The 13,613-nt window shown below is 66.8% G+C and carries 13 protein-coding genes; 10 read left to right on the top strand and 3 right to left on the bottom strand.

The features are described from left to right. Positions 1-52 precede the first annotated feature (52 nt). Entirely contained in the window at positions 53-1,351 is a 1,299-nt protein-coding gene (locus BLS52_RS06525) for a M16 family metallopeptidase (protein WP_090585510.1), read from the top strand. 23 nt (positions 1,352-1,374) lie between these two features. Here the strand turns inward: BLS52_RS06525 and BLS52_RS06520 are convergent, their stop codons facing one another. Further along, the gene (locus BLS52_RS06520) at positions 1,375-1,626 is read right to left on the bottom strand and encodes a MoaD/ThiS family protein (RefSeq protein ID WP_090585307.1); all 252 of its coding nucleotides are present in this window, start codon (positions 1,624-1,626) and stop codon (positions 1,375-1,377) included. Position 1,627: 1 nt separating this feature from the next. After that, positions 1,628-2,704, bottom strand: a complete 1,077-nt coding sequence (gene moaA / locus BLS52_RS06515) for a GTP 3',8-cyclase MoaA (protein ID WP_090585305.1) — start codon at positions 2,702-2,704, stop codon at positions 1,628-1,630. 146 nt (positions 2,705-2,850) lie between these two features. Between moaA and BLS52_RS06510 the strand changes: the two genes are divergently transcribed. The 6 genes from BLS52_RS06510 (at position 2,851) to BLS52_RS06485 (ending at position 6,836) form a co-directional block, all read left to right on the top strand. Continuing rightward, positions 2,851-4,164: a molybdopterin molybdotransferase MoeA gene (locus tag BLS52_RS06510; protein WP_090585303.1), complete on the top strand. Its 1,314-nt coding sequence runs from the start codon at positions 2,851-2,853 to the stop codon at positions 4,162-4,164. Further along, positions 4,161-4,640 (top strand): cyclic pyranopterin monophosphate synthase MoaC, encoded by a 480-nt coding sequence (moaC, locus tag BLS52_RS06505; RefSeq protein WP_090585301.1) that lies wholly within the window; start codon positions 4,161-4,163, stop codon positions 4,638-4,640. Before BLS52_RS06510 ends, moaC begins: the two co-directional genes overlap by 4 nt. Next, a complete protein-coding gene (locus BLS52_RS06500) occupies positions 4,637-5,119 on the top strand; it encodes a MogA/MoaB family molybdenum cofactor biosynthesis protein (protein ID WP_090585299.1) in 483 nt (160 codons plus the stop codon). Before moaC ends, BLS52_RS06500 begins: the two co-directional genes overlap by 4 nt. Further along, the gene (locus BLS52_RS06495; protein ID WP_090585297.1) at positions 5,109-5,540 is read left to right on the top strand and encodes a molybdenum cofactor biosynthesis protein MoaE; all 432 of its coding nucleotides are present in this window, start codon (positions 5,109-5,111) and stop codon (positions 5,538-5,540) included. Before BLS52_RS06500 ends, BLS52_RS06495 begins: the two co-directional genes overlap by 11 nt. Positions 5,541-5,613: 73 nt before the next feature. Beyond that, positions 5,614-6,372 carry a 4-hydroxy-tetrahydrodipicolinate reductase gene (gene dapB, locus BLS52_RS06490; protein WP_090585508.1) on the top strand — a complete coding sequence of 253 codons (759 nt, stop codon included), beginning with the start codon at positions 5,614-5,616 and terminating at the stop codon, positions 6,370-6,372. Then, a complete protein-coding gene (locus BLS52_RS06485) occupies positions 6,369-6,836 on the top strand; it encodes a hypothetical protein (RefSeq protein ID WP_090585295.1) in 468 nt (155 codons plus the stop codon). Before dapB ends, BLS52_RS06485 begins: the two co-directional genes overlap by 4 nt. 9 nt (positions 6,837-6,845) lie before the next feature. On the opposite strand, the gene BLS52_RS06480 is transcribed toward BLS52_RS06485, so the two are convergent. Next, the gene (locus BLS52_RS06480; protein WP_090585293.1) at positions 6,846-8,027 is read right to left on the bottom strand and encodes a heparan-alpha-glucosaminide N-acetyltransferase domain-containing protein; all 1,182 of its coding nucleotides are present in this window, start codon (positions 8,025-8,027) and stop codon (positions 6,846-6,848) included. 43 nt (positions 8,028-8,070) lie between these two features. Here BLS52_RS06480 and dapA point away from each other — a divergent pair, with 43 nt between their 5' ends. The 3 genes from dapA to BLS52_RS06465 are packed head-to-tail and all read left to right on the top strand — an operon-like array spanning position 8,071 to position 13,605. After that, a complete protein-coding gene (dapA, locus tag BLS52_RS06475; RefSeq protein ID WP_090585291.1) occupies positions 8,071-8,994 on the top strand; it encodes a 4-hydroxy-tetrahydrodipicolinate synthase in 924 nt (307 codons plus the stop codon). A gap of 18 nt (positions 8,995-9,012) precedes the next feature. Further along, positions 9,013-10,704: a ribonuclease J gene (locus tag BLS52_RS06470; RefSeq protein ID WP_026545472.1), complete on the top strand. Its 1,692-nt coding sequence runs from the start codon at positions 9,013-9,015 to the stop codon at positions 10,702-10,704. Positions 10,705-10,755: 51 nt separating this feature from the next. Continuing rightward, positions 10,756-13,605, top strand: a complete 2,850-nt coding sequence (locus tag BLS52_RS06465; protein WP_090585289.1) for an FtsK/SpoIIIE family DNA translocase — start codon at positions 10,756-10,758, stop codon at positions 13,603-13,605. Positions 13,606-13,613 lie beyond the last annotated feature (8 nt).

The raw sequence follows: 13,613 nt of genomic DNA, 5'->3' as shown, positions 1-13,613 counted from the left end.
CAGTGCCCCCGTGACGCTGCCGCTGACGCCCGATGCAACCAGCGGCGGATCCATGCTCGTGGCCGGATCACCCGGCGGGGCAGTGGTGCGCCGCTCGGTTCTGCCCGGAGGCGTGCGCGTGCTTACCGAGGCGATGCCGGGACAGCGTTCGGCAACCATCGGGTTCTGGGTGGGCGTGGGATCACGGGACGAGGCGGACGGCGAGCACGGGTCCACGCACTTCCTCGAGCACCTGCTCTTCAAGGGAACACAGCGTCGGAGCGCGCTCGATATCGCGGCGGCCTTTGACGAGGTCGGCGGAGAGTCCAACGCAGCGACGGCGAAGGAGAACACCTGCTATTACGCCCGGGTTCTGGACTCGGACCTGCCCATGGCGATCGACGTCATTGCGGACATGGTCACCTCCGCCGTGATTGATCCGGAGGAACTGGAGCAGGAACGGCACGTCATCCTGGAAGAAATCGCCATGGACAGCGATGATCCCTCCGACGTTGCCCACGAGAAGTTCGTGGAGGAAGTCCTCCGGTCCCATCCGCTCGGCCGCCCGATCGGCGGGACGCCGGAGGCAATCAAGGCGATCTCCCGGGAGTCGGTCCTGGAGCACTATCGCCGGTACTACCGCCCGGAAGAACTCGTGGTCACGGCCGCCGGCGGTCTCGACCACGACGTCGTATGCTCCCTGGTGGTGCAGGCGCTCGAGCGCGCAGGCTGGCACCTGGCGGAGGAAGCCTCGCCGGTGGCCCGGCGTGCTCCGCAGCCGGCCGTTCTGAACGGGACCGGGGGAGTGCACATCATCCGGCGCGCCGTCGAGCAGGCCAACGTGCTGGTCGGCTGCCCTGCCCTGACTGCCACCGATGACCGGCGGTTTGTGATGAGCGTACTTAACGCCGTGCTGGGCGGCGGCATGTCCTCCCGCCTCTTCCAGGAAATCCGGGAGAAGCGTGGACTGGCCTATTCGACCTACTCCTTCTCGGCGTCGTACGCCGACGCCGGCTACTTCGCCATGTATGCAGGGTGCAGTCCGGCGAAGACCGGGCAGGTCATCGGCCTGCTGCGCTCGGAACTGGAGCGGCTGGCCTCCGAGCCGGTAAGCGACGAGGAACTGCGGCGCGCGGTCGGCCAATTGTCCGGCGGCATGGTGCTGTCCCTGGAGGACAGCGGATCGCGGATGAGCAGGCTCGGACGCGCAGAGCTGGTCAGCGGTGAATTTCTCGGGCTGGACCTGACCCTTGAGCGGGTCCGGGCAGTGACCGCTGAACAGGTACAGGACCTGGCGCGGCAGCTGGCGGACGCGCCGCGGACAATTACCGTCGTCGGGCCGTTTGACAGTGAGGCTGAGCTGGGTCTGTAGGCCCGCGCAGGTGTCCTGCCGCCCTAGCCTCCGGCGAACGGCGGCAGGACATCCAGCACGTCCCCGCGCCGGATCGGCTCGGTCCGGCTACGCAGGGCAACCTCGTTGAGCAGAAAACTGCTGCGGTCCAGCACCCGGGCCATGGAGGGGTCGCCGTCCGGGTGGAGGCTGCGGATCTCCTGCAGAACCTCCTCCAGGGGTGCGCTGTCCAGGTCCAGGCGTTCCTCGGCGACGCCCGCGGCCGCCTGGGCCGCGCCGAAGTATCGAACCAGCACCTCAGCCGCCGATCGCGCTCATGGAACGGTCCGGCTGCACAAAATCCGGTGCTCCCAGGCCCGTATGGCCCATGCCGTGCGCCTTGGGCTTGGCCCACATCGCTTCCTGCCAGCGCTGGGCAATGGCGTCGTCGTCGGCTCCGGAGCGGAGCAGGTCCCTCAAATCGGTTTCCTCCCGTGAGAAAAGGCAGCTCATGATCTTGCCTTCCGCGGTGACGCGGGTCCGCCGGCAGTCGGAGCAGAAGGGCTCGGTCACCGAGGCGATGATGCCCACCGTGCCGAGAACGACGTCGGGCGCTTCCGGCCTGCGCACCTCCCACCGCTCAGCCGGGGCACCATCGCGGTTGCGCGGATCAGGGGTGAGCAGGAAGCGTTCGCTCAGCCGGTCGCGGATTTCGGCCGCGGTGATCATGCCGTCACGGGTCCACCCATGGTCAGCGTCCAGCGGCATCTGTTCAATGAATCGCAGCTCAAACCCACGGCTCACCGCCCATTCGAGCAGGTCCGGCGCCTCATGGTCATTGATGCCGCGCATCAGCACAGCGTTGATTTTCACCAGCCCGAGCCCGACGGCGGCTGCCGCTTCAATACCGCGGAGAACCCGGTCCAGGAACGGACGGCGGGTCAGCTGGGCGAAGGTGTCGGGATGGAGCGAGTCCATGGACACATTGATGCGGGTCAGGCCGGCGTCCTTGAGCCGCTGTGCCTTCTTGTCCAGGCCCAGCCCGTTGGTGGTCAGCGAGACCGGAAGCTCCGGGTGCCGTGCGCGGATATCGGCGATGATGTCCACCAGGTCTGCCCGGACGAGCGGCTCGCCGCCCGTCAGCCGCAGCTCGCGGATGCCCAACAGGTCCACTCCGATACCGACGAGGCGCACGATCTCCTCGCGGGAGAGCACCTGGTCCTTCTGCAGCCACTGGAGGCCTTCCGCCGGCATGCAATAGGTACAGCGGAGGTTGCATTTGTCCGTGAGCGAAAGCCGCATGTCGGTAGCGCGGCGGCCGTAGGAATCGAGCAGTCCGCTCTGCTGTGCGTCCGCGCCCGTGCGGAAGTAAGGGCTGCCAAGTCGGATTGCCATAGTCCGAGGTTACGCCCTTTGCGCCGGTGCCTCTATCCGGGCCCGGCGGGCGGGTGGTTCCGGCGGTCAGCGCGGCTAGTCTTGGTAACTGCAGCATTCGATGCCGCAGAACACACTGTCGGCGCGGGTTGATACAACGGGGCACAATGACACGAACAGTCGAGGAACACCAGCAGGCCGTGCTCGGCCTGCTGCGGTACAGCAGCGCGTTCGCAGACCGGCCGGCCGAAACGCTGCCGCTGGCAGCCGCCCGGGGGCGTGTGCTTGCCGAAGACCTGATGGCTCCGGTCAGCCTGCCGCCGTTCGACAACTCCCAGATGGACGGCTATGCGGTCCACCGCGATGACCTCGGAGGTGCTGAACCCCTGCGGCTCGCCATTGCGCGGCCCGTGCCGGCGGGGGCTGCGCCCGCGGCCCTCGAGCCGGGCCACGCCGCCCCGATCATGACCGGAGCGATGATCCCGGAGGGGGCCGCCGCCGTCGTGCCCATTGAGAGGGCGGTGCCCTCGCAGTTTCCCACCGCCGCACAGTACCGCGACGGGACGCAGCTCACCGTGGAGCTTCCGGTGGTCGAGGAAGGCCTCTTCATCCGTTCCGCGGGCAGCGACGTGGCGGCGGGAAGCATCGCGCTGGAGGCGGGCACGCTGCTCGGTCCGGCACAGCTCGGCCTGCTGGCAGCCTGCGGGCTGGCAACGGTACCGGTGCGTCCGCGTTTCCGGGTGCTGCTGCTCAGCACGGGAGATGAAGTCCAGGAACCCGGCAGCACCCTGGCCCCGGGACGCATCTTCGATGCGAACACAACGCTGCTGACCACGGCTCTGGAGGAGGCGGGCGCCGAGGTGCAGCGGCACAGCGTGGTGGCCGACAACCCGGAGGAACTGCGCGCCGCCCTCCAGGGGCTGGATGGCGCCGTGAACCTCATCCTCAGTACCGGCGGGATCAGCCAGGGCGCCTATGAGGTGGTGAAGCAGGCACTGGCGGACAGCAGCGTGGAATTCCTGTCCGTAGCGATGCAGCCCGGCGGACCGCAGGCTATCGGCACCATCAACGGCGTGCCGTTCCTCGGATTTCCCGGCAACCCCGTCAGCGCACTGGTGTCCTTCGAGATGTTCCTCCGCCCGGCACTGGGTACGGTCACGGGGATCCCCGGCAATCGCGTCTGCCTGCCGGCGCGGCTCACCGAGGATGTCCAGTCGCCCGAGAACAAGCATCAGGTCCGCCGTGGCCTTTACACGGACCGGGCCGGGCAGGGAGAGGGAACGGGGGACGTCGAGCTGCTCGGCGGACCAGGTTCCCACCTGCTGCATGCCCTTGCCGGGTCCAACGCGCTCGTCCACCTGCCGGTCGGTACCGGTGCTGTCGAAGCGGGAACACCGGTAGCCGTCTGGCTGCTCAGCGAACTGCGCGGGGGAGTCCAGCCCCTCCATCCCAGCAACCCCAACCGAGAGGCGCTCACATGACCGATTCCACGGCCAAACTCACCCACGTCCGCGACGACGGCTCCGCCCACATGGTGGATGTGTCGGAGAAAGCGGTCACCGCCCGGTCCGCGACCGCCCAGAGCGTGCTGCGGACCAGGCCCGACGTGCTTGCACTCATTGCCGAGGGTGATCTCCCCAAGGGTGACGCTCTGGCCGTTGCACGTGTTGCGGGAATCATGGCGGCGAAGCAGACCTCCTCGCTGATTCCGCTCTGCCATCCGCTGCCGTTGAGCAAGGTGACGGTCGATTTTGTCGCCTCCGGTGACGCGGTCACGGTGACGGCGACAGTGAAGACCACAGCGGTGACCGGCGTCGAGATGGAGGCCCTGACCGCCGCCTCCGTCGCAGCCCTCACGCTGTACGACATGATCAAGGCCGTGGACAAGCACGCCGTCGTCACAGACATCAGGGTGCTGGAGAAATCCGGCGGCAAGAGCGGAGACTGGGTAGCGTGACAACGCCACGGACGGCGGCCCTGATCATCGCCTCAACCCGGGCAGCGGCGGGCGTCTACCAGGACGAGTGCGCGCCGCTCATCCAACGCTGGCTGGTCGGAAAGGGCTACGCCGTGCAGCGCGCCGAGGTGGTCCCGGACGGACCGGCGGTGCAGGACGCGCTCGAGCAGTGCCTGAAGGGAAAGCCGGCGGTCCTCATCACGAGCGGCGGCACCGGGCTCAGCGAGGATGATGTCACACCCGACCTCACCGAACCCTTTCTCACCCGCTCCCTGCCGGGCATCATGGAAGCGCTGCGCAGGGCAGGCGCCGAGAAGACACCCATGGCAGCCCTGAGCCGGGGTCATGCCGGCGTCTCCGGCCGGACATTTATCATCAACCTTCCGGGTTCACCGGGAGCGGTCGAGGACGGCCTTGCCGTCCTGGACCCCATCCTCGACCACATCTGCGCGCAACTTGAGGGAAGCCATGAGCACTAGCACCGTCCTGCACGCCGGAATCTCCGACGAGCCCCTTGACCTGTCCCATGCCCTTGACGTCGTCGGCAACGCCGACTGCGGCGCCGTGGTGGGCTTCGGCGGAGTGGTGCGCAACCACGACGGCGGCCGGCAGGTCGACCGCCTGGGCTACAGCGCGCACCCCTCGGCCAGCAGCATCATCGCGGAGATCGCTACGGAGATCGCGGAGAAGTACGACGGCGTCCGCATCTGGGTTGCCCACCGCACCGGCCCGCTGGAGATCGGGGATCCAGCCCTGGTTGCGGCGGTCGCGTCCGGACACCGGGGCGAAGCGTTTGCGGCCTGCTCAGAACTTGTCGACACGGTCAAGGCGCGCGCACCGATCTGGAAAGAGCAGTTCTTCGCTGACGGCACCGTGGAGTGGGTCGGCGTCGACGGCTGACATCATGCGCCTACCGGCCTCCCACCCCTCGCTGGCGCTCGGCGCGGGTCCCTCGGCCGGTAGGCTTGAAATCATGACACACGCTATTCCCGTTGCCGTCCTCGGCGCGTCCGGCCGGATGGGTTCCGAGGCCGTTCGCGCCATCGAGGCCGCCGAGGACCTGCAGCTTGTTGCTGCGCTGGGCAGGGCGGACTCCCTTCAGGACCTCGTCGCCTCCGGAGCTCAGGTGGTTGTCGACCTCACGGTTCCGGACAGCACCGAGCAGAACGTGGCCTTCGCCGTCGAGCACGGCATCCACGCGGTGGTCGGAACCACCGGCTGGGACGCCGAACGGCTTGGCAGGCTCGGGAACCTGCTGGACCAGCACCCGGGCGTGGGCGTCCTGATCGCGCCGAACTTCGCGCTCGGCTCTGTCCTGGCTACAGCGTTCGCGGCGCGCGCGGCCAGGTACTTCGAGTCGGTCGAGCTCATCGAACTGCATCACCCGGACAAGGTGGATGCACCGTCCGGCACCGCCGAGCGGACAGCGGCGCTCATCGCCGAGGCACGCAGGGACGCCGGTGTGCCCGCCAGCCCTGATGCCACCCGTACCGCACGCGACGGCGCCAGGGGCTGCGACATCGACGGGGTGCGCGTCCACTCTGTCCGGCTGCGCGGCCTCGTGGCGCACCAGGAAGTCCTGTTCGGCGGGGCCGGGGAGCAGCTGACCATCCGCCACGACTCGTTCCACCGGGAGTCCTTCATGCCCGGCGTGCTGCTCGGTGTCCGTGAGGTGGCAGGGCACCCCGGACTCACCGTCGGCCTCGACGGTTACCTGGACCTGCAGGCGTGACGGACACGGTGCAGTTCCTGAGGAAACATCGCGTCAAGATCGGCGTGGCCTTTGTCACTGTCCTGCTGGTCTTCTGGCTCGTTGTCGCCCTGCAGCGCAGTGTGATCCTGCTGACCGACCCGGAGCCGGTGGCCAAGGCGCTCGGTGCGGCATACCTTCTGCTACCGCTGATCGGAGCCTGGGCGCTGGTCCGCGAACTGTTCTTCGGTGCCCAGACCGAACGGATGGCCTCCGTCCTGCATGACGAGGGCGGGCTGCCCGTCGATGACCTGCCGCGGACACCCGCCGGCCGGCTTGTCCGGGAGGCCGCAGATGCGCAGTTCCCGGCCTACCAGGCGGACGTGGAAGCGCGCCCCGAGGACTGGCGTTCCTGGTTCCGGCTGTCCTGTGCCTATGACGCAGCCGGAGACCGCACCCGCGCACGCCGCTCCATGCGGCACGCCGCAAAACTGTTTCGCGGCTAACGGGTCTGACTAGCCCTTCCGGACGGAACCTTCGGCCCGTGCCACGTCGCTCGCCCCGGCCGCCACATATTCCAGCGGACCGCGGGCGTGCAGTTTCCGCAGCAGCAGTGCGACCGCAACAAAGACAACGGCCTGCGCCCAGTAGACCGGCGCCGGTTCCGGCGGGACCGCCTGCTGATCGACCACGCTCATGATCCAGATGTGCAATGAGTAAAGAGTCAGCGTCATCGCACCGGGCGCGGAGAGCGGAAGCAGCAGCCACGGCAGCCGGCTGCCCACAAGCAGGCACAGCCCGACGACGGCGGCCGCGGTCCCCGCGGTATGCACCAGATCCGGCGGTGTCCCGGAGTGCGGCGCGCTGACTGCCAGCCACCACCAGGTGCCGGTCTGGTCGATTCCCGTGAGGCTGACCTGGAGCATTGCCTCGAGGTCATAGCGCCGGCCCTGTTCTGTGCCCAGCAGGACCGCCAGGCCGCCGAGCGGTCCCAGCAGGAACGCGCTGACGAACTTCGCCAGTCCCGCGGCACCGACGCCGGCCAGAAGCACGCCGGCCTGCACCGCCGTCGAGCGCAGGTTCAGGCGGCCGACGAGGATGCCCAGAAGCAGGTAGCTCAGCCACTGCAGAGCGGGGTAGTAGCCGGTCACGAGGATGTCGGTGAGCAGGGTGAGTGGCTGCGCGAAGTGCTCCAGGGCAGGATTCCCGCCGAGATCCGCGGGACTGACGGCGGATTCCAGCCAGGGCCGCAGGAGGAAGGCAGCCACCGGAGAGAGCAGGGTCCACCCGGCAGCCCACCAGGCGAGCCGCCGGACTGGCATCCCGAGAAACGGCAGCGCCATCAGGAACAGGATTCCGTAATGGAAGAGGATCACCGCGATGTTCGTTTCAAGGCCACCGAGCATCAGGCCGACCATTGCAATGACGACGGCGCGGGCAGCTATTCCGCGCCTGTCACGGGAGAGGCCCGCGGTGTCGTGCATCCTGGCCCCGCCGCTCAACAGGGCCAGGCCGATTCCCGCAACCAGCGCAAACAACGCGGATGACCGTCCCGAGAAGACGGATCCTATCCATGAGGCCTCAGCGGTGCCGTCCACATAGAGCGGAAAAACATGGGTCGACATCATCCCGAAAAGGGCGATGCCCCTGGCCGCGTCGATACCGCTGAGCCGGCCGGCGGTTTGTGTGATGGCCATGATGGAATGTTCTCACGCCCGCCGCAGCGGGTAAGTTTGACCCATGGCTGACTCCCACATTCGCTTGCTTCCCTTCGGCACCCTCGTCACCGCCATGGTGACCCCCTTCACTCCTGACGGTGCAGTGGATCTTGACGCTGCCGCATCGCTTGCGGTCCGCCTGGTGGAGGACGGCTGCGACGGCCTCGTGATTTCCGGAACCACCGGTGAAACCTCCACCCTCGAGGACCAGGAAAAGGAAGACCTCTTCCGCGTGGTCAAGGAGGCAGTCGGCGGACGGGCAAAGGTGATTGCCGGGACCGGCACCAACCACACATCGCACTCCGTGGAGATGGCCCGGCGCGCCCAGCAGGCGGGCGCCGACGCACAGCTCGTGGTGACCCCCTACTACAACAAGCCCACGCAGGCAGGTGTTCTCGCGCACTTTGATGCGGTAGCCGAAGCCTCGGACCTGCCCATCATGATCTATGACATTCCCGGCCGGGCAGGCATCCCGATCAGCACGGAGACCATGATCCGCCTGGCCGACAATCCGAAGATCCTCGCGCTCAAGGATGCAAAGGCGGACTACGCCGCCATCACCAGGGTGCTCGCCAACACAGCGCTGGACGTCTACGCGGGCGACGACGGGCTGACGCTGCCGTGGATGGCAGCCGGAGCCGTCGGAGTGGTCAGCGTCAGCGCGCATGTGGCCACGGCACAGTTCCGCGCCCTCGTCGATGCGGCGGCGGGAGGGGACTTTGCCACGGCGCGGAAGATCCACTTTGAACTTGATCCCGTTGTGCGTGCCGTCATGACGCACATTCCGGGCGCCGTGTCAGCAAAGCAGATCCTGCGGATGCAGGGCATACTGTCCAACTCGGTGGTGCGGCTGCCGCTTGTCGAACCCACCGCCGTCGAAATGGAACCGGTGCTGACCGACCTCGCCGAAGCGGGCTGGGACTTTTCCGCTGGCACAACCCGCTAGTTTTCGAAGGGCCAACGCATGACAGAACTCGCAGGGACCGCACTCATTCCGCCGCCGCCGCTCGCCGAAGGAACGCTCAGGATTGTTCCGCTCGGCGGCCTCGGTGAAATCGGCCGCAATATGGCCGTTTTCGAGATCGGCGGCAAGCTGCTGATCGTGGACTGCGGAGTTCTGTTTCCCGAGGAGACGCAGCCCGGTGTCGACCTGATCCTGCCTGATTTCTCCTACATCGAGGACCGGCTGGATGACGTGGTGGGACTGGTGCTCACCCACGGGCATGAAGACCATATCGGAGCAGTCCCGTACCTGCTGCGGCTGAAGAATGACATACCGCTGATCGGCTCGCAGCTGACCCTTGCGCTGATCGAGGCGAAACTCCAGGAACACCGGATCCGGCCGTTTACCCTGACGGTAGCCGAAGGCCAGATCGAGCAGTTCGGCCCCTTCGAGTGCGAGTTCGTGGCCGTCAACCACTCCATTCCCGATGCGCTTGCCGTGTTCATCCGGACAGCGGCCGGAACCGTCCTCCACACGGGCGACTTCAAGATGGACCAGTTGCCGCTCGACGGCAGAATCACCGACCTGCGCGCCTTTTCCCGGCTGGGGGAAGAGGGAGTCGACCTGTTCATGGTCGATTCCACCAATGCCGACGTCCCCGGCTTCACCACGGCCGAACGCGAGATCGGTCCCGAACTGGACCGGCTTTTCGGTCAGGTGAGGAAACGGGTGATCGTTGCGTCCTTCTCCTCCCATATCCATCGCGTCCAGCAGGTTCTCGACGCTGCCGAGGCGCACGGGCGATTTGTCTGCTTCGCCGGGCGCTCCATGGTGCGCAACATGTCCATAGCGGCGAAACTGGGATACCTGCGGGTGCCGGACGGAATCCTGGTGGACGTCAAGAACGTGGACAACCTGCCGGATGACCGGGTAGTGCTGATGTCCACCGGATCACAGGGCGAGCCGATGGCTGCGCTGTCCCGGATGGCGAATGGCGATCACCCGATCACGGTGGGCAAGGGAGACACCGTCATCCTTGCGTCTTCCCTGATTCCGGGAAACGAGAACGCCGTCTTCCGGGTTATCAACGGACTCCTCAAACTGGGCGCTGACGTCATCCACAAGGGCAACGCCCGGGTGCATGTTTCCGGTCATGCGGCTGCCGGTGAATTGCTCTACTGCTACAACATCCTCAGGCCCCGGAACGTCATGCCCGTCCACGGGGAGACACGGCACCTCATCGCCAACGGCAAGCTTGCCATCCAGACCGGGATTCCCAGCGAGAACGTCCTGCAGACGGACGACGGTTCCGTGGTTGACCTGTCGGACGGCGTCGCGAGAATTGTCGGGGCGGTGGAGTGCGGGTATGTGTACGTGGACGGCTCCAGCATCGGTGAGATCACCGATGCCGATCTGAAGGACCGCCGCATCCTCGGCGAGGAGGGCTTCATCTCCATCATCACCGTGGTGAACCGCAGCACGGGCACGATCGTTTCGGGGCCGGATATTCACGCCCGCGGTTTCGCCGAGGACGATTCGATCTTCGACGACATCAAACCGAAAATCAGCACCGCCCTGGCCGAAGCCGTCATGAGCAACAAGGATCACACAAACCATCAGCTGCAGCAGGTGGTCCGGCGCGTGGTAGGGACCTGGGTCAACCGCCGCTACCGGCGTCGTCCCATGATCATCCCGGTGGTCCTGGAAGCCTGACGGGCGTGCTAATCCCCGGATCGGGGGGTACCGTCCGGTAGCGTAGCAGGCATGGCGACTCGTACCACCCCTCCCTCTTCGCGGGGTCAACAGCCGCGAACCTCGCAAGCGCGCGCCTCCCAGCCGCGGAGTTCCGGACAGTCGCGCACCCGCAGCACCACCACCGCCGGGCGCGGTTCAACCGCGCGCGGCGCGAGCAAGACCGAGCAACTGCCCGCTGTGGAAGACAAACTTCCCCTGCCGCTGCGCGCCATCCGCGGCTTCTGGATGGGGATCGCCCACCTGGTGGCCGGGGCCGTCCGCAAGTTCGGGCATGACGTCCAGCCGGAAAAGAGTCTCCGCAGGGACGGCACAGGGTTTTTCCTTTTCCTGTGCGCGGCGGCCGTAGCCACCGTCGAGTGGTGGGCGCTGACCGGCCCCGTGGCTGACGGCGTCCATGCAGTCGCCGGGGGATCGGTGGGCTGGATGGCGCTCCTGCTGCCCTTCATCCTTCTGATCGGGGCAGTCCGCCTGTTCCGCTACCCGGAGGATCCACGTGCCAACAACCGGATCGGGATCGGCCTGACCGTCCTGACCTTCGCCGGTTCCGGCATCGCCCACCTGGTGGGCGGGCAGCCTGAGCTCTCGGCGGGTCTCGACGCGCTGTGGCAGGCAGGCGGCGTAGTGGGGTACCTGATTGCGGGCCCGGCTGCAGCCGTCCTCTCCGCGTGGCCGGTCGGCGTCGTGCTGGCCTTCCTGATCTTTGTCAGCATCCTCATTGTCACCGCCACCCCGTTCCGCCACATTCCGTCCCGGCTGCGCAAGTTCTATGAGCACCTGATGGGCCAGGACCCTAACGGCGACGCCACGGACGAGGACGAGCACGATCAGAGCTATCTCTCCGACCGTGCGCGCGCATCTGCCAGGCCGAAGAAGAAGTCGCGCCTGTTCGGAGGGAAGAAGAAGCCCCGCCAGGATGAAGACCTGGACGGCTATGTCGGTGATGAGGCGTTTGAACGCGCCGTTCTCGACGACGACGGCGATCCGGCGCCCCCGTCCCCGACCGTCCCGCCCGGCGTCCGCCGGCCGACCCAGCAGGAACTCGCCACCGAAAAAATCAAGCGAAACCAGGGGCTCGGAGAGGGCGAACCCGCCACGGAAGCCATGGCTGTGCTGCCGGTGGCAAATGCGCCGGAAGGGGCTCCTGTCCACGTACCCTCCAATCCGGTCCAGCCGCAGGCTCCTGCGACGCCGATTCCCCAGCGGACCGAGCAGCTGTCCCTTGCTGGGGACGTCACCTACACACTGCCTCCTTCCGACTACCTTCCCGCCGGCACGCCCCCCAAGGAGCGTTCCGAGGCGAATGACGCCGTGGTCGCGGCGCTCACGCACACCCTGGAACAGTTCAACGTTGATGCCAAGGTGACCGGCTTCTCGCGGGGTCCGACGGTCACCCGGTACGAGATCGAGCTTGCCTCCGGCACCAAGGTCGAGCGGGTCACCGCCCTCTCCAAGAACATCTCCTACGCCGTCGCCAGCTCGGACGTGCGGATCCTTTCACCGATCCCGGGTAAGTCCGCGATCGGCATTGAGATCCCGAATACCGACCGCGAGACAGTGTCGCTCGGTGACGTACTGCGCTCCGGCAACGCACGCAAGACCGACCACCCCATGGTCATGGGCGTGGGCAAGGACGTCGAGGGCGGGTTCGTTGTCGCAAACCTTGCCAAGATGCCCCACCTGCTCGTGGCCGGTGCCACCGGCGCGGGCAAGTCATCCTTCGTCAACTCGATGATCACCTCCATCCTCATGCGGTCCACTCCCGATGAGGTGCGGATGATCATGGTTGATCCGAAGCGCGTTGAGCTCACCGCCTACGAGGGTGTGCCGCACCTGATCACGCCGATCATCACCAGCCCAAAGAAGGCGGCCGAAGCGCTCCAGTGGGTGGTCCGTGAAATGGATACCCGCTACGACGACCTCGCCAACTACGGCTACAAGCACATCGACGACTTCAACAAGGCTGTGCGCAACGGCAAGGTGGTCCCGCCGCCGGACTCCAAGCGCGTGGTGCGGCCGTACCCGTACCTGCTTGTCATCGTGGACGAGCTCGCGGACCTCATGATGGTTGCTCCGCGCGATGTCGAGGATTCGATCGTCCGGATCACCCAGCTGGCAAGGGCCGCGGGCATCCACCTCGTGCTGGCCACACAGCGTCCGTCAGTGGACGTCGTGACGGGCCTGATCAAGGCCAACGTGCCCTCCCGGATGGCCTTCGCCACCTCCTCGGTCACCGACTCGCGGGTGGTGCTGGACCAGCCGGGAGCCGAGAAGCTGATCGGACAGGGAGACGCGCTCTTCCTGCCCATGGGTGCTTCGAAGCCCATGCGCGTCCAGGGTGCCTGGGTGACGGAATCCGAGATTCACCGGGTGGTTGAACACGTCAAGGAGCAGCTGAAGGCCGTCTACCGGGATGACGTTGCGGTGGAAGCGCCGAAGAAGCAGATCGACGATGACATCGGAGACGATCTCGAGGTGCTGCTTCAGGCCACTGAACTGGTGGTCACCACTCAGTTCGGCTCCACCTCGATGCTTCAGCGCAAGCTCCGCGTGGGCTTCGCCAAGGCAGGGCGCCTGATGGACCTGCTGGAATCGCGGGGAGTGGTTGGCCCCTCGGAGGGTTCCAAGGCTCGGGATGTGCTGGTGAAGCCCGATGACCTCGCCCCCGTGCTCGCGGCGATGCGCGGCGATGAACCCGCGGCTCCGGCCGCAGCGCCGGCGCCCGAGCCGTCGGACTACCCGCCCGGCGGGGTCACGGATCTGGTTGCCGACGATCTTGATGCCCGCCGGCAGGCGGTGGACTACGGTGATGAGGACGACGACGACGGCTCCGAAGACGCCTGGTCATTGACAGGCAGGTAGCCTTGACC

This window comes from Arthrobacter subterraneus (assembly GCF_900099735.1).
Lineage (GTDB): Bacteria > Actinomycetota > Actinomycetes > Actinomycetales > Micrococcaceae > Arthrobacter_D > Arthrobacter_D subterraneus.
Note: the sequence above shows the minus strand (reverse complement) of the source record. Positions and strands in the feature narration are given on the sequence as shown.

What these genes read in the sequence shown, in the direction of transcription:
- BLS52_RS06525 (WP_090585510.1), top strand. Translation starts at nt 53, where the DNA reads ATGCTCGTGGCCGGATCACCCGGCGGGGCAGTGGTGCGCCGCTCGGTT.
- moaA (WP_090585305.1), bottom strand. Translation starts at nt 2,704, where the DNA reads ATGGCAATCCGACTTGGCAGCCCTTACTTCCGCACGGGCGCGGACGCA.
- BLS52_RS06510 (WP_090585303.1), top strand. Translation starts at nt 2,851, where the DNA reads ATGACACGAACAGTCGAGGAACACCAGCAGGCCGTGCTCGGCCTGCTG.
- moaC (WP_090585301.1), top strand. Translation starts at nt 4,161, where the DNA reads ATGACCGATTCCACGGCCAAACTCACCCACGTCCGCGACGACGGCTCC.
- BLS52_RS06495 (WP_090585297.1), top strand. Translation starts at nt 5,109, where the DNA reads ATGAGCACTAGCACCGTCCTGCACGCCGGAATCTCCGACGAGCCCCTT.
- dapB (WP_090585508.1), top strand. Translation starts at nt 5,614, where the DNA reads ATGACACACGCTATTCCCGTTGCCGTCCTCGGCGCGTCCGGCCGGATG.
- BLS52_RS06480 (WP_090585293.1), bottom strand. Translation starts at nt 8,027, where the DNA reads ATGGCCATCACACAAACCGCCGGCCGGCTCAGCGGTATCGACGCGGCC.
- dapA (WP_090585291.1), top strand. Translation starts at nt 8,071, where the DNA reads ATGGCTGACTCCCACATTCGCTTGCTTCCCTTCGGCACCCTCGTCACC.
- BLS52_RS06470 (WP_026545472.1), top strand. Translation starts at nt 9,013, where the DNA reads ATGACAGAACTCGCAGGGACCGCACTCATTCCGCCGCCGCCGCTCGCC.
- BLS52_RS06465 (WP_090585289.1), top strand. Translation starts at nt 10,756, where the DNA reads ATGGCGACTCGTACCACCCCTCCCTCTTCGCGGGGTCAACAGCCGCGA.